General features: G+C 70.2%; 15 protein-coding genes. 9 read left to right on the plus strand and 6 right to left on the minus strand.

Annotated features, from left to right (window positions below):
• Both ACWC1K_RS33220 and ACWC1K_RS33225 read left to right on the plus strand, forming a co-directional pair.
• On the plus strand, nt 1-183 hold a 183-nt coding region (locus tag ACWC1K_RS33220; protein ID WP_450836641.1), incomplete at its 5' end, for a methionine adenosyltransferase domain-containing protein.
• A 394-nt stretch (nt 184-577) separates the two neighbouring features.
• Entirely contained in the window at nt 578-2,731 is a 2,154-nt protein-coding gene (locus tag ACWC1K_RS33225; protein WP_450836642.1) for a primosomal protein N', read from the plus strand.
• Nucleotides 2,732-3,291: 560 nt separating this feature from the next.
• Here ACWC1K_RS33225 and ACWC1K_RS33230 read toward each other — a convergent pair.
• A complete protein-coding gene (locus ACWC1K_RS33230) occupies nt 3,292-3,834 on the minus strand; it encodes a hypothetical protein (protein ID WP_450836643.1) in 543 nt (180 codons plus the stop codon).
• 291 nt (nt 3,835-4,125) lie between these two features.
• Here ACWC1K_RS33230 and fmt point away from each other — a divergent pair, with 291 nt between their 5' ends.
• The 4 genes from fmt to ACWC1K_RS33250 all read left to right on the plus strand — a co-directional run bounded on the left by fmt (nt 4,126) and on the right by ACWC1K_RS33250 (nt 8,410).
• The gene (fmt, locus tag ACWC1K_RS33235) at nt 4,126-5,058 is read left to right on the plus strand and encodes a methionyl-tRNA formyltransferase (RefSeq protein WP_450836644.1); all 933 of its coding nucleotides are present in this window, start codon (nt 4,126-4,128) and stop codon (nt 5,056-5,058) included.
• Between the two features lie 64 nt (nt 5,059-5,122).
• Complete coding sequence (locus ACWC1K_RS33240; RefSeq protein ID WP_450836645.1) at nt 5,123-6,550, plus strand: RsmB/NOP family class I SAM-dependent RNA methyltransferase; 1,428 nt, start codon at nt 5,123-5,125, stop codon at nt 6,548-6,550.
• Nucleotides 6,551-6,673: 123 nt separating this feature from the next.
• Complete coding sequence (locus ACWC1K_RS33245; protein ID WP_450836646.1) at nt 6,674-7,261, plus strand: TetR/AcrR family transcriptional regulator; 588 nt, start codon at nt 6,674-6,676, stop codon at nt 7,259-7,261.
• A 522-nt stretch (nt 7,262-7,783) separates the two neighbouring features.
• Nucleotides 7,784-8,410, plus strand: coding sequence for a TetR/AcrR family transcriptional regulator (locus ACWC1K_RS33250; RefSeq protein WP_450836647.1), 627 nt, complete (start codon nt 7,784-7,786; stop codon nt 8,408-8,410).
• Nucleotides 8,411-8,547: 137 nt separating this feature from the next.
• Here ACWC1K_RS33250 and ACWC1K_RS33255 read toward each other — a convergent pair whose 3' ends face one another.
• Together ACWC1K_RS33255 and ACWC1K_RS33260 are read right to left on the minus strand one after the other, a co-directional pair.
• Complete coding sequence (locus tag ACWC1K_RS33255; protein ID WP_450836648.1) at nt 8,548-9,831, minus strand: YhgE/Pip domain-containing protein; 1,284 nt, start codon at nt 9,829-9,831, stop codon at nt 8,548-8,550.
• A 246-nt stretch (nt 9,832-10,077) separates the two neighbouring features.
• A complete protein-coding gene (locus ACWC1K_RS33260; protein WP_450836649.1) occupies nt 10,078-11,427 on the minus strand; it encodes a ferredoxin reductase family protein in 1,350 nt (449 codons plus the stop codon).
• 93 nt (nt 11,428-11,520) lie between these two features.
• On the opposite strand from ACWC1K_RS33260, the gene ACWC1K_RS33265 reads away from it, so the two are divergent.
• Nucleotides 11,521-11,670: a hypothetical protein gene (locus tag ACWC1K_RS33265; RefSeq protein WP_450836650.1), complete on the plus strand. Its 150-nt coding sequence runs from the start codon at nt 11,521-11,523 to the stop codon at nt 11,668-11,670.
• Between the two features lie 62 nt (nt 11,671-11,732).
• Here the strand turns inward: ACWC1K_RS33265 and ACWC1K_RS33270 are convergent, their stop codons facing one another.
• From ACWC1K_RS33270 to ACWC1K_RS33280, 3 genes are all read right to left on the minus strand, one after another.
• On the minus strand, nt 11,733-12,638 hold the full coding sequence (locus ACWC1K_RS33270) for a LysR family transcriptional regulator (protein WP_450836651.1): 906 nt from the start codon (nt 12,636-12,638) through the stop codon (nt 11,733-11,735).
• Nucleotides 12,639-12,733: 95 nt separating this feature from the next.
• Nucleotides 12,734-13,669: a dihydrodipicolinate synthase family protein gene (locus tag ACWC1K_RS33275; protein ID WP_450836652.1), complete on the minus strand. Its 936-nt coding sequence runs from the start codon at nt 13,667-13,669 to the stop codon at nt 12,734-12,736.
• Between the two features lie 32 nt (nt 13,670-13,701).
• Nucleotides 13,702-14,487: an SDR family oxidoreductase gene (locus tag ACWC1K_RS33280; RefSeq protein WP_450836653.1), complete on the minus strand. Its 786-nt coding sequence runs from the start codon at nt 14,485-14,487 to the stop codon at nt 13,702-13,704.
• A 219-nt stretch (nt 14,488-14,706) separates the two neighbouring features.
• Between ACWC1K_RS33280 and ACWC1K_RS33285 the strand changes: the two genes are divergently transcribed.
• Both ACWC1K_RS33285 and ACWC1K_RS33290 read left to right on the plus strand, forming a co-directional pair.
• On the plus strand, nt 14,707-15,810 hold the full coding sequence (locus ACWC1K_RS33285) for a zinc-dependent alcohol dehydrogenase (protein ID WP_450836654.1): 1,104 nt from the start codon (nt 14,707-14,709) through the stop codon (nt 15,808-15,810).
• Nucleotides 15,800-16,978, plus strand: a complete 1,179-nt coding sequence (locus tag ACWC1K_RS33290; protein ID WP_450836655.1) for a DUF3500 domain-containing protein — start codon at nt 15,800-15,802, stop codon at nt 16,976-16,978. Before ACWC1K_RS33285 ends, ACWC1K_RS33290 begins: the two co-directional genes overlap by 11 nt.
• Nucleotides 16,979-17,299 lie beyond the last annotated feature (321 nt).

The raw sequence follows: 17,299 nt of genomic DNA on the forward strand, positions 1-17,299 counted from the left end.
ATCGAGAAGGCGATCGACGAGGTCTTCGACCTCCGCCCGGCCGCGATCATCCGCGACCTCGACCTGCTCCGCCCGATCTACGCCCAGACGGCGGCGTACGGCCACTTCGGCCGCGAGCTGCCCGACTTCACCTGGGAGCGCACGGACCGCGTGGACGCGCTGCGGAAGGCGGCGGGGCTGTAGGCTCCGCGGTTCTCCGCCGGCCCGGTTCCCTCGGGGAGCCGGGCCTCGGCGTGTTCCGGTCGTAAATGGTTCGCCCGCCGTGCCGGTTGCTCCCTACGCTGATCGTCTCCCGGTGCGATGGCCGCGGTTCCTTCGGTGGAGTGCGCTCCGAGCGCGCGGTGATTCTGGAAACGGTATGCCGCTGCCGTGCCGATCTCGGGAGAGCCGACGTGGTCCGGTGCGATGGTTGCGGATACTTCTGGGTTGACCCCTCGCAGGTTCGAATCCTGCTGCCGGTCCTGGACCGGTATGGCCGAGTGGCCCAAGGCGGAGGCGCCTGACGGCGTTCGTGATCCGCGGCCGGACTGATCTCGGGCGACGTCGGTTGTCAGTGGCGTTTGGTAAGAATGCAAGCGTGAGCAGCGAGAACGGGCCGACGGACGGCGGGGCGGAGGGTGCGCCGCCCGAGCAGCTTGCGCTCATCAGGGAGAGCGTGCGCAAGGCCGAGGTGCCCAGGGCCAAGCCGCGGACCTGGCGCGGGGCCGCGCTGGCCAAGGAGCTGCCTGTCGCCCGGGTGCTGGTCGACAAGGGGGTGCTGCACCTCGACCGGTACTTCGACTATGCGGTGCCGGAGGAGCTCGATGCGGATGCCCAGCCCGGGGTGCGGGTGCGGGTGCGGTTCGGGGCCGGGCGGCATCGGGTGCGGGAAGGGCGGCGCGAGGGCGGCGGGCTGATCGACGGGTTCCTCGTCGAGAGGCTCGCCGAGTCGGACTACTCCGGGCCGCTTGCCGCGCTGGCCCAGGTCGTGTCTCCTGAGCGGGTGTTGAGCGAGGAGTTGCTGGGGCTGGCCCGGGCCGTCGCCGACCGGTATGCGGGGAGCCTGGCCGATGTGCTCCAGCTCGCCGTGCCGCCGCGCAGCGCGCGGGCGGAGCAGCGGCCCTCCCCCGAGCCGTTGCCGCCGCCGGCGATGCCGGAGGCGGGGTCCTGGGTGCGGTATGAGCGGGGGGCTGCCTTTCTGGAGTCGCTCGCGTCGGGGGGTGCGCCCCGTGCGGTGTGGAATGCGCTGCCGGGGCCCGAGTGGAGCGACGAGCTGGCGCGGGCCGTGGCGGCGACCCTGGTCTCCGGGCGCGGTGCGCTCGTGGTGCTGCCCGACGGGCGGGCGGTCGCCCGGGTCGATGCCGCGCTGACCGCGCTGCTGGGGGAGGGGCGGCATGCGGTGCTCACCGCCGACGCCGGTCCCGAGAAGCGGTACCGGGAGTGGCTCGCGGTGCGGCGGGGAGCCGTCCGGGCCGTCATCGGGACCCGGGCCGCCATGTTTGCCCCGGTCCAGGAGCTCGGCCTCGTCGCCATCTGGGACGACGGGGACGACAGCCACAGCGAGCTGCACGCGCCGCAGCCGCATGCGAGGGAAGTGCTGCTGCTGCGGGCCGCCCTGGACAAGTGCGCATTTCTGCTGGGCAGTTGGAGCTGCACCGTGGAGGCGGCGCAGCTGGTCGAGACCGGCTGGGCCCGGCCGCTCGTCGCCGGGCGGGAGCAGGTGCGGGGGGCTGCACCGCTGGTGCGGACCGTGGGGGACGGAGACCTCGCGCGGGACGAGGCGGCGCGGGCCGCCCGGTTGCCGACCCTCGCCTGGCAGGCCGTGCGGGACGGGCTGCGGCAGGGGCCGGTGCTGGTGCAGGTGCCCCGGCGGGGTTACGTCCCTCGGATGGCCTGCGCCAACTGCCGTGCGCCCGCGCGGTGTCGGCACTGCTCGGGCCCCCTGGAGGGACAGGAGGCAGGGGCCGCGCTGCGCTGCGGATGGTGCGGGCGGGACGAGAGTGGCTGGCACTGTCCGGAGTGCGGCGGATTCCGGCTGCGGGCGCAGATCGTGGGGGCGCGGCGGACCGCCGAGGAGTTGGGGCGGGCGTTTCCCGCCGTTCCGGTGCGGACGTCCGGGCGTGAGCATGTGCTGGACACCGTGCCGGGCGCGCCCGCGCTGGTCGTGAGCACACCGGGGGCGGAGCCCGTTGCCGAGGGCGGCTACGCGGCGGCCCTGCTGCTGGACGGCTGGGCGATGCTGGGCCGGCCCGACCTGCGCGCCGGCGAGGACGCGCTACGGCGCTGGCTCGCGGCCGCCGCCCTCGTCCGGCCGCAGGGGGCCGGCGGCACCGTGGTGGTCGTCGCCGAGCCGACGCTGCGGCCCGTACAGGCGCTGGTGCGGTGGGATCCCGTCGGGCATGCCGTGCGGGAGCTCGCCGAGCGGGCCGAGCTGGGCTTTCCGCCGGTGTCGCGGATGGCGGCGGTGTCCGGGGACGGCGAGGCGGTCGCCGAATTCCTGCGCACGGCCGAACTGCCCCGGGAGGCCGAGGTGCTGGGGCCCGTGCCGCTGCCGGTCACGGCGGCCGGACGGCCGCGGCGGGTGGGAGCGCCTCCGCCCGGGGAGCACTGGGAGAGGGCACTCGTTCGCGTTCCACCGGGGCGCGGAGCCGCACTGGCCTCGGCACTGAAGTCCGCACAGGCCGCGCGGATGGCACGGGGGGCGGGAGAGGCATTGGTCCGGGTGCGGATCGATCCGCCTGACATCGGGTGAGGCGGGTGGGGCCTGGGCCGCTGGACCGGTGACATCGAGTGAGGCGGCCGGCTGTTGTGCGCGGGTGAAACCGTGTGACTTCGGTGAGGTTGCCGGGCAGCGACACCGGCTGCGTGGCTCGGGTCGGATGAGGCTGTCGGACATGGGGCGAGGCTGTGGGAGGCGGATGGGACCGGACGGCAGCGGGGGAACCGCCTGAGAGCTCCCGGCTGCAGGTGAGGCTGCCCGCCTCGGGCTGAGGTGGGGCCGCTTTCCGTTGGCATGCGCGGCGCGGGAGGTTTCCGAAGACGCATTCCGGGGGTGTCCCCGAGGGAGCGGCCCGTCGTGTTTCCGAAGGCGCCGGGTGGCGTTTTGGTGGCTTAGGCCAGGCGTAGGCCCTGTTCCCGGAGGCGCAGCCCGCCCGCTTCGTGGGTGGGGGTGCGCCCTGCCCCTGAGGTGTGCCCCGCCTCGTTTCCTGAGGCGTGCCCCGCCCCGTTCCCCGAGGCGCACGCCATCTCCGTGCCCCGACGTGCGTCTGCCCTCCCGGGTCCGTCCGGGAGGGCAGGGGGAAACGGGATGGTTCAGCCGTTGCGGGGGCCGGGGAAGGCTGTGGGCCTGGCCTCCTCGCGGAGGGACGGGCTGCCGGCGGTCGGCTGGGTCGGCATGGAGCGCGCGGCGGGGACGGTCGGCACCGTAGGGATGCCGGTGTTCACACTGACCGTCCGGGAGCCTGCCGGCTCGGTGGCCCGATCGGTCTCGGCAGCCGCCTGGGCCGCGGCGCGACGGGCGCCGTAACGGCGGTGCACCGCCTGCTTGGTGACTCCGAGTGCGGAACCCACCGCGTCCCAAGAGAAGCCGAGGGAGCGGTCGAAGTCGACCGCCGCCGTGACCAGGGTCTCGACACTGTCCCGCAGCTCCTGTGCGAGACGGACCGTCGGGGCGGGAGCGCGTCCGTACACGACGAAGCCCGTGGAGGGGCCGGAGCGGCGCGGGCGGTAGACGTTGCCCAATTGCGCGGTGAGCGTGCGCAGTGCGTCCACCTGCCGGCGGACCCGCTCGATGTCCCGCACCAGCAAGTGCAGGCTGGCCCGAGCCTGGGCGTCGTGGGTTGCGTGGTCGGCCATGAACAAGCCTCTCGAACCGGCGTTGAAAAGGATCCGGGCCGCGCGATTGCGGCCCGTTGTGGTCAACTCTTTCTTGACCAACGTGTTTTTGCTCCGGGGGTCACGGTCTGGGGGCGTAGGGGCATATGCGTACGCCCCCCGTGGAGTCGGTTTGCGCCTCGGGGTCCGTCCGGCGGCCGCACCGTGGGTGCGGTGGCAGAGCGTTGCGGGCGCAGGCGTAGAGCTTTTCGTGCGTGGTCATAGACTTGTGCGTTGCCACAACAGCCCCCGTCCGAGAGGCCCCGCCCACCCATGAAGCTCGTCTTCGCCGGTACCCCCGAGGTCGCCGTTCCCGCTCTGGACGCTCTCATCGCCTCCGGGCGGCACGAGGTGGCCGCTGTCGTCACGCGGCCCGACGCGCCGGCCGGGCGTGGGCGCAGGCTGGTCGCCTCGCCCGTGGCGCAACGGGCGCAGGAGGCCGGGATCGAGGTGCTGAGGCCGCTCAAGCCGCGGGACCCGGAGTTCCTCGAGCGGCTGCGGGAGATCGGGCCCGACTGCTGTCCCGTCGTCGCCTACGGGGCGCTGCTGCCGCGCGTCGCGCTCGACGTCCCCGCGCACGGCTGGGTCAACCTGCACTTCTCGCTGCTGCCCGCATGGCGGGGGGCGGCGCCGGTGCAGCACTCCATCATGGCGGGCGACGAGATCACGGGCGCGTCCACCTTCCTCATCGAGGAAGGACTCGACTCCGGGCCCGTCTATGGCACCGTCACCGAGGAGATCCGGCCCACCGACACCAGCGGCGACCTGCTGACCCGGCTCGCCTTCGCCGGCGCGGGACTGCTCGCCGCGACCATGGACGGCATCGAGGACGGCACACTGAAGGCCGTACCGCAGCCGAACGAGGGCATCACCCTCGCCCCGAAGATCACCGTCGAGGACGCCCGGGTCGACTGGGCCGCCCCGGCGCTGCGCGTCGACCGGGTGGTGCGCGGCTGTACGCCTGCACCCGGCGCCTGGACCACCTTCCGCGGCGAGCGACTCAAGCTCATCCAGGTGACGCCCGTGCCGGAACGGACCGACCTCGCACCGGCGCAGCCGGCCGTCGGGAAGAACAGCGTCCACGTCGGCACCGGTTCGTACGCCGTCGAGCTGCTGTGGGTGCAGCCCCAGGGCAAGAAGCCGATGCGGGCGGCGGACTGGGCGCGCGGGGTGCGGATCGCGGACGGGGAGATGCTCGGCGGGTAGCGGGCCGGTGAGCGGGACGTACCCTTGGTGCGTATCCACATCAGACATCCGGAGCACCTTTTTCGTGAGCGACACCTCCCGTGGGCCCCGCAAGCCCGGCAAGCCCCACCGTCGGCCCAAGAAGGACCCCGTCCGCATCCTCGCCTTCGAGGCGCTGAGGGCCGTGGACGAGCGGGACGCGTACGCCAACCTCGTGCTGCCGCCGCTGCTGCGCAAGGCGCGGGAGAAGGAGGGACCCGACAAGTTCGACGGGCGGGACGCGGCGCTCGCGACCGAGCTGGTGTACGGGACGCTGCGCCGGCAGGGCACGTACGACGCCGTCATCTCGGCCTGTGTGGACCGGCCGTTGCGCGAGGTGGACCCGCCGGTGCTGGACGTGCTGAGTCTCGGTGTGCACCAGCTGCTCGGGACGCGGATCCCGACCCATGCCGCCGTCTCCGCCTCCGTCGAGCTGGCCCGGGTCGTGCTCGGTGACGGGCGGGCCAAGTTCGTCAACGCCGTGCTGCGGAAGGTCGCGCAGGACGATCTGGACACCTGGATCGAGCGCGTCGCGCCCCCCTATGACGAGGACCCCGAGGATCACCTGGCCGTCGTCCACTCCCATCCGCGCTGGGTCGTCTCCGCGCTGTGGGACTCGCTCGGCGGCGGCCGGGCCGGCATCGAGCGGCTGCTGGAGGCGGACAACGAGCGGCCCGAGGTGACCCTGGTCGCGCGCCCGGGGCGGGCCACGACCGAGGAGCTGCTCCGGGAGGAGGCCGCCGTCGCGGGGCGCTGGTCGCCGTATGCCGTGCGGCTCACCGAAGGCGGTGAGCCCGGCGCGATCGAGGCCGTACGGGAGGGCCGCGCGGGCGTGCAGGACGAGGGAAGTCAGCTCGTGGCCCTGGCGCTGGCCAACGCTCCGCTGGACGGACCGGACGAGAAGTGGCTCGACGGATGTGCCGGACCCGGCGGCAAGGCGGCGCTGCTCGGTGCGCTGGCCGCCGAGCGGGGGGCGACGCTGCTCGCCTCCGAGAAGCAGCCGCACCGGGCCGGTCTGGTGGCGAAGGCCCTGCGCGGCAACCCCGGGCCGTACCAGGTCATCGCCGCGGACGGCACCCGCCCGCCGTGGCGGCCCGGCTCCTTCGACCGTGTCCTGATGGACGTGCCCTGCACCGGGCTCGGAGCGCTGCGCAGGCGGCCCGAGGCGCGGTGGCGGCGCCGTCCCGAGGACCTGGACGCGTTCGGGCCGCTCCAGCGTGCCCTGCTGCGCACCGCGCTGGACGCGGTACGGGTCGGCGGCGTCGTCGGCTACGCCACCTGCTCGCCGCACCTCGCCGAGACCAGGGCCGTCGTCGACGACCTGCTCAAGCAGCACCCCGAGGCCGAACTGATCGACGCGCGCCCCCTGCTGCCGGGCGTCCCCGACCTCGGCGAGGGCCCCGACGTACAGCTGTGGCCGCATCTGCACGGGACCGACGCCATGTATCTGGCGCTCATCCGCAGGACCGGCTGACTTCGCGGCGCTTGTAGGTTCTCGAAGTCCTGGTCCGTACATCCCCGATGGGGACCGTGATGTGGGCGAAAGGGCGGCGTTACCGTTTCGGTCACTTGCTGACTGAAACGGTAACCTTCGGTCATGAAGTCAACCGTGAGGCCGACCAGCGAGGAGATCGATCGTGCCCTGATCGACGTGGCTGCCTTCGTCTTTGCGCGGCACGGGTTCGCTCAGGGCCCCGTGCAGGCGATCGCTGACGGTGCCGGCTACTCCAAGGCGGCTGTGCTGAAGCGCTTTGGCTCGAAGGAGCGGATCCAGGACGCCGTGGTGGCTCGCGCGGAGGAACATGCCGCACGGGTGGCGGCTGCGGGTGAGAGCCTCCCGGTCGGGTTCGAGCGGGACGCCGCCCTGCTCGGTGCGCTGGTCGAGCTGATCGAGGAGTGGCCGGGGACTGGTGCGCTCATGGCCGGCGCCTTCTGGCTGACGCGAGAGCCCGAGATCATGCAGCGCCTCTCCGGGGCGCAGCGCATGTTGATGGAAGCCTTCGATCCCGATGTCTGGACTGATGAGGAACGGCATGTGCGGGTGGTGTCCGCGATCGGGGCTGTGACCGTCACGATGATGGCGAACCGTGAGGCCAGGTGGACCGAGCGCACCGATGTGGTGATTGCCGCGGGCCTTGGCGCACTGGGCCACAGGGGCAACGGCGACGCCGGCACGGGTGATTGAGGCACTGCGACGGGGTAGCCGGCGCTGCTGCACGGAACAACGGGCCGGCGATCAGTGCGCAGTGTCGGCTCCGACGCATCAGGCGGCGGCGCCTCCCTGTGCAGGCGGCACGGCGGCAGACAGCTCCTGCCGGTGCAGCCAGTCGCCGATCACGTGTAGGCGTGCTCGCGTGGCTTGCGGCGGGAGAGCAGGACGCCGTGGAGGGCGCCCGGACGGGGGCGACGGTGGCTTCGTGCCGGGGCAACCCGACCAGCGGGCAATCCGGACGACGTCCAGGACGGTATGGGAGCGGTCGCTGACCTCGGACCAGACCGGAGCCAGATGCGTGCGGTCGGAGGGCGGCACGCCCTTGCTGGCCAGCAATGCTCGCAGGGGCGCCGCCGCTCCATGCCCAACCGGCGATCCCCATACTGGATACGGTGTTGCTGTTATGGTGCTGGCCGAGGAGGTGGACGTTCAGTGGCAGCAGCGGGTCCTGTGCGAGCGACCACGGCATCGGCTCGGCGCCCGGGGCGTCCGCCCGTGCCGCTGGAGCGCATTGTCTCTACCGCACTGCAGATCGTGGACGATGAAGGGGCCGACGCTCTCTCGATGAGGACGCTGGCCCAGCGCCTGGGCTCGGGCACGGCGACGCTGTACCGGCATTTCGACAACCGGGCAGCGCTGGTCGCCCATGTCGTGGACCGCATGTTCGGCGCCGTGGAACTGAAGGGCGACGAACTCCTCGCGATGGGCTGGCAGCAAGCGCTGCGGACGGTCGCGTACACCATGTTCGAGGCCCTGGCCCGGCACCGGAACGCGGCGCGCCTGATGGTCGAAGAGATTCCCCTGGGGCCGAACGCCATGGCGCTGCGGGAGCACTGTGTCGCGGCGCTGCTCGACAGCGGCTTCCCGCCGCGCATGGCCGCGCACGCCTTTGCCACCCTCGCCCGCTACGTCCTCGGATTCGCCATACAGGTCAACGGTCATGGCGGCGGCGGGCAACTCGGCGACGCGCAACTGTCCGCCGTCTTTCAGAGCGTCGATCCGGCCTTGTTCCCGGCTACAGCCACCGTCGCCGGGTCGCTGCCCGTTCCGATCGAGGACGAGTTCTCCTTCGGACTCGAACTCCTTCTCAGTGGGCTTGCCCACCTGCGCGACGACGCCTGACCAGCCAGGACGATGCGAACCTGAGGCAACGGAATGGCGGTAGCCGTGAGACAGCCGCTCGTGGTGCGCCTATGGGGATGCTGTGGAACATCCCCATAGGCGTCTGTCCGTCACTGCGCGGCGGCGGCAGGGGCGCTCTACTTCCTGGTCAGCCCCTTGAGGTCGTAGGCGCGAGTACCCAGGGCCCCGACGAGGAGGCCGAGGACAAGCGCGATCACGGAGGCCGACACGGCACGTGCCAGCCCCGAATCCCAGGTGGCTCCGAAGTACATGATCGAGCGCGTACCCAGATAGATCTGGTGCATGGGTTCGAACGAGCTGAGGAAGCGGACGAAGGGGGGCATGGCTTCCAGCGGTGTCGTACCCCCGGAGCTGGGGATCGACAGCACGATGAAGAGGAAGAGGTTGACCACCATGCCCAGACTGCCCAGCAGGGCGAGAATCGCCTGGGCAACCACGGCGACGGCCGCGATGCTCAGCACGCTGAACAGCCACAGCTCCCCTGGATGGTCCAGCGGCATGCCGATCCAGTCCGCGATCCCCAGATAGACAGTGCTGACGAGCACCGCGATACCCGTCATGATTCCCCACTTCAGAACAAGGGTGGCCATGCGGCTGCGACCCGAGTGGCTCTCCATGCGGTAGAGCGGACCGATCTCCGACGGAGTGAAACCGAGCTGGGAGTCGACGAGACTGGCGGCGATCAGGGAGCCGGTGAAGCCGGCCAGCGCCAGCAGGAGGGCGTAGTAGAAGGCCGACAGGCCGCCGCCGGTGCCGTCCGGCACTTTGTTGAAGGGTGTGACATGCACCTGCATCGGCTCGGACAGGACGATGCGAGCGGTCCCTGAGACGGATTGACTGCCTGACCCGGCCTTTTCCGTGGCCTGCGCAGCGCTGGTGAGGAGCTGTGTGCCCACCGTCCGGTTCGCCTCGGCCAGCGCCTGAGAGGCGAAGGAATTGACGATGGATGCGCTGGACGTGTTCGCGAGGGGATTGGTGTACACGGTGACCACAGGCTGCTCGGCGGCCCCGCCGGTTGCCGCGCTCGCCGTGAGCGTCATCAGCTTCTTGCTCAGGCCCGAGGGCAGGACGATCGCACCGTAGAGCTTCCCTTTGCCCATGTCCTTCTTCGCCGCGGCGAGGCTGACGAAACTCAGATCGAACTTGTCGTCGTCGACGCCTTTGCGCAGGCTGTCGGCGATCTCCTTGCCGACGTCGATGCGCTCTCCCGAGGCGCTGGTGGCGCCGGTGTCGGCGTTGATGACCGCTACGGGAAAGTCGTTGAGGTCTTTGGAGGCGTTGACCGTCCCTCCCAGGTACAGCGCCGCCAGCGCGGCCATGACCACGGTGACGATGACGGCCGGGGCCAGCCACAACCGCGGCCCCAGCCTGCTCCCTGCCGCGCCCTTGCCGTTTGCCATGGTGCACACGTTCCCTTCGGGGTGACCATTTCGGTTTCCAGGTGACCAGAATGGTCACCTGGATCTGTGAAGTCAAATACGGGGCCGAGTGGCGAGGAGAAGGAGCGCCGTCGGCACGACGGCCATCGAAGTGCGGACGCCGGGCGCCGCCGTAGGCAACACCGACGCACGAGCGTCCGGGCGGGGGCGACCGGTCGCCGGGCAGTCAGGCCTACAGCTGCGGTGACCCGTGTGGTCGGCGGCTCGTCAGCGGAAGGCGAAGTGCTCGGCGTGGAGATGCCGGCGGGGGACGCCCTGGCGACGGAGGGCGCGAGTGAGGTTGTCGATCATAGGGGCGGGGCCGCAGAGGAAGACGTGCGTGTCGGGGGTGATCGGTCCGGCCTCGGCCTGGATTCTTTCGGCGGTCAGACGGCCGTGGCTGCGGCTGAACGTCGGGTGGAGCCGGAACCCGGGGCGGTGTGCTGCCGCCGCGGTGAGTTCCGGGAGGAACGGTGCGTCTTCGGCGGTGGGGGCGCAGTAGAAGAGGTCGGTGCGGGGCGGCGCTGCACCGGGGTGGGTGAGCCAGCCGAGGAAGGGCGCGATACCGATGCCCCCCGCGATCCATATCTGCCGGGGTCCGCCGAGGGTGTGGTCGAACATGCCGTAAGGACCCTTGAGGGTTGCGGGATGTCCTTCACTTATGTCCGTGTAGAGGCCGCGTGTGCCGCGGCCCAGGGCACGGATGGTGAGGCGTACCGAGCCGTCGGCCTGCGTTCCTGCGACGCTGAAGGGGTGTTCGTGCCGGCCGCCGACCCGCAGGTAGACGAACTGACCTCCTGTCACGGGAAGCGTCGTCTCGCCGGTGGGCGTGAGGGTGAGGTCGAGGATGTCGGGTGTCGGCCGCTCGACACGGTGGATGGTGTAGTCCGCCCGGGGTTCCCTGTGTCGTAGCACCAGTTCGTCGTAGGTGTAGGCGCTCATGCCGGTGGTGGCCATGGTGACGTAGATCGCCAGGAGGGGCGTGGATCCGTTGATGATGAGATCGAGGAACCAGCCGTGCAACAGTGCCGACAGGAGCAGCAGGCCGGTGAGGCGATGCAGGAACAGCCAGCGCTCGTAGGGCAGTCGGAGGATGCGGCCGACCTGGCCGAGTGAGATGAGGACGAGCAGTAGCAGGCCGATGGCGGAGACGGCGCCGAGGAGATGGCCCATCCCTGCCGATGCGGTCCGGTGGGCGTAGCCGTACGGGCTCCCGTCGAAACCGGAGAAGAAGTGGAGGAGCAGGTGGGGGGTGAGCAGGAGTATGGACCATGCGGCGTACAGCTTGTGCTGGCGGTACATGCGGTCCAGGCCGCCGAACCACTGCTCCAACCACATCAGGCGGGTGGCCAGCACCAGGGTGCAGGACATCAGGTAGACGGACAGGACGCCGGCGAACTCGCCGACGAAATAGACGGCGCTGAGGCCCTCGGGCCTGAGCCGGTCCCAGGCCAGATAGAGCATGACCGCTCCGGTCGTGACCGACAGGGGTCCGACGTGACGCTTCTTCAGGCGCGTGTCCAAGGGGGCGCGCGCGATCCGGATGGCGTAGATCGCTATCACGATCAGGACGGGCATCGTCTACCCCTCGGGTGCGGGCACTGTGGACGAAGGGGCGCTGGTGAAGGCGGGCGGACCGTGCGGTCACGGCTTGGGCGCCCTCGAGCCCAGGTGGCTGCGTTTCCGGCCGCCTCTAATATTGGCTACAACGTAGCCGTTTCGCTGGTTCTGGTCCAGTGGTGCAATGTCGCCGTTGCGCAGGTGCACGACCACAGCTCCGGCGAGCAGCAGGAGAAGCCCGGCCCCCGCGAGGCCGCCTGAGGGCAGGCCCTTGCTCAGCGAGCTGTCGAGGAAGTCAAGCAACGTGTTGATTTTTACGGTCCTTAGAAGCGGAGTGCTCCTTCGGGCAGATCCCGCTCCGCGGTCAGCGGCAACTCCACAGTGGTGAGCATGTCCCGGTACCGCTCGGCCAGTTGGGAGGGGAGCTTCCTGCTGAACACCACCAACTCCCGGAAACAGCCGGGCCCGATCCGCCGGGCGTGCCTCGACCAGCGCAGCGGCACCGCGTTCTCCGGTGTCACCGTCACACCGATCCCCTCGACCGCGAACAGGAGCGCTGCGGAGACCTGGCCCGTACGTGCGACGGCGCGCGGCGTGAACCCGAGGTGTCCTGCCAGGCGGTCCACCACCTCGCTCATGCCCTGTTCCTGCTCGTAGAGCACCCAGTCGGCAGCCGCCAGTTCGGCCGGATCGGCCGCTGTCCCCGCCGGGTATTCGGCCGAGCCGGTCAGCACCATCTCCTCGTATCCCAGGGAGATGACGGGTCCCTCCCACGGGTCGGGCCGTGGGCCGACCGCGATGTCGCCCTGGCCACTGCGCATGGCCTCTTCGAGGTCCCGGCGGTGGGAGTAGTCGTGCAGTCTCAGCACGGTGGAGGGGTACGTCGAGTGCCAGCGCGCCGCGGACGGCGGCAGGATCCCCGAGGCGACGGACCGTACGGTCAGGACGTGGACGTCGCCCTGACGGCCCTCCACCACCTCGCGCACCGAGTCCTGCGCGTCCTGCACCGCACGGACGACGTTCTGTGCTCGGGGCAGAAAGACACGGCCCGCGGGAGTCAGCGTCACCCCCTGCCGGCCCCGCTCCAGCAGGACCGCGCCCAGCTCCTTCTCCAAGGCACCGATCTGCTGGGACAGCGAAGGCTGCGTGACATAGAGCCGCGCAGCCGCTCCGCTGAAGGAGCCCGCCTCCCAGACCGCGAGGAAGTACTCCAGCTGACGTAGCTGCATGTGATCAAGTTACTCGGCCGAGCGCTGCCCGGTGCTCGTGCTGTGACCACACATCCGGTGTGGTTCAGGATCAGTCGGCACGGCACGCAGGTGCCTCATGCCATGAGTGCGACCCTGCTGTCCTTGCGAGTGAGTCGGGACAGCAGGTAGTCGACCTCGGTACGGGCACGCGCCGACAGCACGGCACCGGGCTTGCGCTGGGTGTCGGAGGCCAGGATTCCGCGGCGTTTCATGACGTACTTGCGCACGGCCAGGCCGATGCCCGGCTGCTGTTCGTAGCGCAGCAGGGGCAGGTGGGCGTCGAAGATGTCATGGGCGGCGTCACGGTCGCCGGCCGTGGTGTGGCGCACCACGTCGACGAGGAGCTCAGGAACGCAGTAGCCCGTCATCGCTCCGTCGGCTCCGCGTTCTGTCTCGAAGTCCAGGAAGAGGCCGCCGTTTCCGCACAGGATCGCCAGGCGGGGCATCGCTCCGTCGGCTTCGAGTTGCCGGAGTGCGCTGATCTTCTCCAGGCCCGGCCAGTCCTCGTGCTTGAGCATCACGCACCCCGGCGCGGCGTTCGCGATGCGGGCGATGACGGCAGGGGACATGACGACGGAGAACGACAGCGGATAGTCCTGGATCACGAACGGCACGTCCGCGCCGATGGCGTCCGCCGCTCCCTCGTAGTAGCTCACGATCTGGTCGTCGGTACGCAGCGTGTTCGGCGGGGCGATCATGACGCCGCCGGCGCCGGCTGACATGACGTCGACCGTGAGAGCCCGCATGGCGGCGTAGCCGGGTGCGGAGACACCCACGACGATCGGCAGATCGGTGCGCTTGAGGACGTGCTGGACGATACGCACGCTTTCCTCGTGGGACAGCTTGGGTGCTTCGCCCATCTGGCCCAGGAGGGTCAGTCCGGTGACGCCGGCGTCTTCATAGAAGTCGACGAGTCGGCTGAGTGAGTCGACATCGATTGCGCCTTCCTCGTCGAAGGGCGTTGGTGCGATGGCGAAAACACCCTTTGTGTTGCGGTCCAGGGGTGCCATTGTTCTACCTCCTCAGAAGTCCGATGTCTTTTTCAGAGGCTGGCGATGAGTCCGCCGTCGACGCGAATGACCGAACCTGTGATGTAAGAGGCCTGGACGCTTGCGAGGAAGGCGACGGCGGCGGCGTATTCCCGCGGTTCGCCGTAGCGGCCCACAGGGATCGACGCGACGCTCTCGGCGGACGTCTCCGCGACGGACCTGCCCTCCCGATCGGCCTTGGCCTGGTCGAGGAACTTGGTCCGCTGGGTGCCGATCCGTCCCGGAACGACCACGTTGCAGGTGACACCCTCGGCCGCGACTTCCCGGGCCAGCGTCTTGGACCAGCCGAGCAGGCTGCCCCGCAAGGCGTTCGACAGCCCCAGGTTGGGGATGGGGGCGATCACCCCCGAGCTGGTGCTGGTGATGATCCTGCCCCAGCCGCGGCTCCGCATCAGCGGCACGGCCCTGTCCGTGATCGCGATGACGGACAGCACCATGGACTGGAAGTGCCGCAGCCAGAGTTCAGGGTCCTGCCCCGCAACGGGCGAGGGCGGAGGCCCTCCCGTGTTGTTGACCAGGATGTCCACGGGACCGAGCGCGCCTTCGACTGCCGCGATGTGCTGGTCGATCGCGTCCAGGTCCGTCAGATCCCATTCCAGGGGCACGGCTTTCCCGCCTGCGTCGGCCACCGCCTCGGCGGTGCTCTCTGCGGCCTGCGGGCTGATGTCCGCGACGGCGACAGCGGCGCCTTCCGCCGCGAGGGCCTGGGCGATCGCTCCGCCGAGACCCCCACCTCCCCCCAGTACGAGCGCGGTCTTGCCCGAAATTCCCAGATCCACAGCTTCGCTCCTTGGGCGGTGGCCCCGTTCGTCGTTTCCAACTGACACTGCCACGAGGTCGTCATGGGTCTCCAATAGGAATCTCTCGCGCCATGCATAAGGGATGCCTATGCGCCGCGAAGAGGGAATAGGCGTTGCCGGCGTGCAAGATGAGGTGGGGAACAGGGCCGTTTCGGTTCGATTTCCGACGCATGTTCATGGCCGTAACTGGAGGCCCCTATGCCCTTGCCGGAAACCATGCGGGCCGCGGTCCTTGCCGAGCCCGGCACTCTCGCTGTCACGACGCTGCCCGTGCCGCAGGTGGGACCGGAAGACGTTCTGGTGCACGTCCGCAGGGCGTCCCTGTGCGGAACGGACTTGAAGATCCGCAGTCGGCACTTCTTCAAGGACGGCGGCCCGGCCGCGGGCGAGTTCGTACCCGGCCACGAGTACGCCGGCGTCGTCGCCGCGGTGGGCAGCGCCGTGGACGAGCTCCGGGTCGGCGACCGGGTGGTGACGGAAGCCCACCGCGGCTGCATGCGCTGCGCCAACTGCCTGGCCGGGGCCTACACGGACTGCCTCAACTACGGCCTGCGGCACACCGGGCACCGCGTGCAGGGGATGACCGTCAACGGGGGGTTCGCGGAGTACGCGCTCAACCACGTGGCGACCCTCCACCGGTTGCCGGACACCGTGGACTTCGACGCCGCGGTCGTCCTCACCACCGTGGGCACCGTGATGCACGCCTTCGACGTGCTCGACACCCTGCTCGTCGGATCCACGGTCGCGGTGATCGGCCCCGGACCGATAGGTCTGCTCGCGGTACAGGTGGCACGTGAACTCGGGGCCAGGACCGTAGCCCTGGCCGGCACGCGGGAAGCCAGGCTCGCCATCGGCAAGTCATTCGGCGCGGACCTGGTCGTCAACTCCCGTATGGAGGACGCGGTTGCGGCGGTCCGGGACGCGACCGACGGGATCGGCGCCGACATCGTCCTGGAGTGCTCCGGCGCCCCGAGCGCGGTCGACGACGCCCTCCACATGGCCAAGCGATCCGGGAAGGTCGTCCTCGTCGGCTTCTTCGAAAAGCCCGTACAGACCGACCTCAACCACGCCGTGATGAACGGCATCTCGATCCAGACGGTCCGCGGCGAGGGCACCGGTTCGGTGACCCGCGCCGTGGGCCTGGCCGCCCGGGGTCGGCTGCGCACCGCGGAACTGGTCACCCACCATTTCGGGCTGTCCGACGTCGCCGAGGCGTTCGACACCTACGCCGAGCGCCGGGGCAATGCCATCAAGGTCATGCTGGACATCTCCGAGGACCCGGAGTCCACCCGTGACCGGTGACCGAGAGGGCACCGTGCCCGACGTCCTGGCAGCCGGGCGGGAGAAGACGGCGGCCGCCATGGCCGATGCTGCCACCGCCTGGCTGAACAGCCTGAGCGAGGACCAACTCCCGCTCGCCGCCTACGACTCCCCGCTCCAGCCCGATGCGGAGGCCGAGCGGCTGCGCTGGTTCTACACCCCCACCGACCACGGCGGGCTCGCCGTCCGGGACCAGAACGCCCGCCAACAGAGCCTGGCCATGCGGCTGGTGGCCACCGGACTGTCCGTCCGGGGCTACGCCACGGTCACCACCGTGATGGGACTGGAGAACGTCCTGGACCAGTTGGAAGGGTGGCGGGTCCACTGGGGCCGGCAGCGCGGACGGGACCCCGGCCTGTACTGGCTGAGGATCTTCGGCCGCCCCGGCGACCGTGTCTGGGCATGGCGGTTCGGCGGCCACCACATCTCCCTGAACAACCTCGTCGTCGCCGGTCGGCTCGTCTCCACGACCCCCTGCTTCATCGGTGCCGACCCGGCCACGACCGAGCTGATCGGTGGCACCCTGCGGCCCTTGCAAGGCCCTGAGGAGACGGCCCGTCAACTGGTCCGCAGTCTGGACACGGGCCAACTCCGAAGCGCCCTGCTCCACCCGTCCGCGGTCTCGGACATCGTCTCCGGCAACCGCCCACGCGTCGAACACGGCGACACGATGATGCACATGCAGGACCTGTGGCGCGGCCGGTTCGCCGACCCCGAGCTGGACCGGCTCGTCGACGACATCGACCGCCGGGCGGAAGCGGGCAGCGGATACACCGAGAACGATCACGCGCGCGTGGCCATCACGATTCCCCCCAAAGGCATCAGCGGTCGCGACCTGAACAAGGAGCAGCGGCACCTGCTGCGCCGGCTCGTCAGCCTTTACACCGGACGGGCACCCGAGTTCCTCGCCGACGCCTACGACACCCACTACGCCTCCGACACCGTCCTCGACGCGGTGCATTTCGGCTGGGCGGGCAGCACGGACGCCGGGGAACCGCACTACTACCGGGTGCAGGACCCTCGCGTCCTGATCGAGTACGACAACACACAGCGGTACGCCAACCACGCCCACTCGGTGTGGCGTGACCTGACCTCCGACTTCGGACTGGACGTGCTCGCCGAACACCGCGCACACATCGCACACGAGTAGGGCGTACTCGGGACCGCGCTCACCGCACGAGCAAGTCACACGTCAGCAGCATCCTTGCCAAGATCGGTGCCGGACCCGCGTCCAGGCGGTGGCTTTCGCCTACGACGCAGGGCTCGTCAGACCGGTCCTGCCTATGAGACAACCTCCGCGATGCGGACGGCATCGCGGTGACAAGAAGGAGAGCCGGACATGAGCAGTCCCCATATGCACGTAGTCGCCGCATACCTGCGGTTGACCCGAAAACGCAGGACGGCCCCTGACTCCGTGGCTGCATCGAAGGAGCCGCCTCGTCCGCCCGCCAAACTGGTACAGCGGCACGAC

The organism is Streptomyces sp. NPDC001492 (assembly GCF_053597275.1).

Excerpts from the sequence above, each read along its gene's own strand:
- ACWC1K_RS33230 (WP_450836643.1), bottom strand. The coding sequence starts at position 3,834 with ATGGCCGACCACGCAACCCACGACGCCCAGGCTCGGGCCAGCCTGCAC.
- fmt (WP_450836644.1), top strand. The coding sequence starts at position 4,126 with ATGAAGCTCGTCTTCGCCGGTACCCCCGAGGTCGCCGTTCCCGCTCTG.
- ACWC1K_RS33245 (WP_450836646.1), top strand. The coding sequence starts at position 6,674 with ATGAAGTCAACCGTGAGGCCGACCAGCGAGGAGATCGATCGTGCCCTG.
- ACWC1K_RS33255 (WP_450836648.1), bottom strand. The coding sequence starts at position 9,831 with ATGGCAAACGGCAAGGGCGCGGCAGGGAGCAGGCTGGGGCCGCGGTTG.
- ACWC1K_RS33260 (WP_450836649.1), bottom strand. The coding sequence starts at position 11,427 with ATGCCCGTCCTGATCGTGATAGCGATCTACGCCATCCGGATCGCGCGC.
- ACWC1K_RS33270 (WP_450836651.1), bottom strand. The coding sequence starts at position 12,638 with ATGCAGCTACGTCAGCTGGAGTACTTCCTCGCGGTCTGGGAGGCGGGC.
- ACWC1K_RS33275 (WP_450836652.1), bottom strand. The coding sequence starts at position 13,669 with ATGGCACCCCTGGACCGCAACACAAAGGGTGTTTTCGCCATCGCACCA.
- ACWC1K_RS33285 (WP_450836654.1), top strand. The coding sequence starts at position 14,707 with ATGCCCTTGCCGGAAACCATGCGGGCCGCGGTCCTTGCCGAGCCCGGC.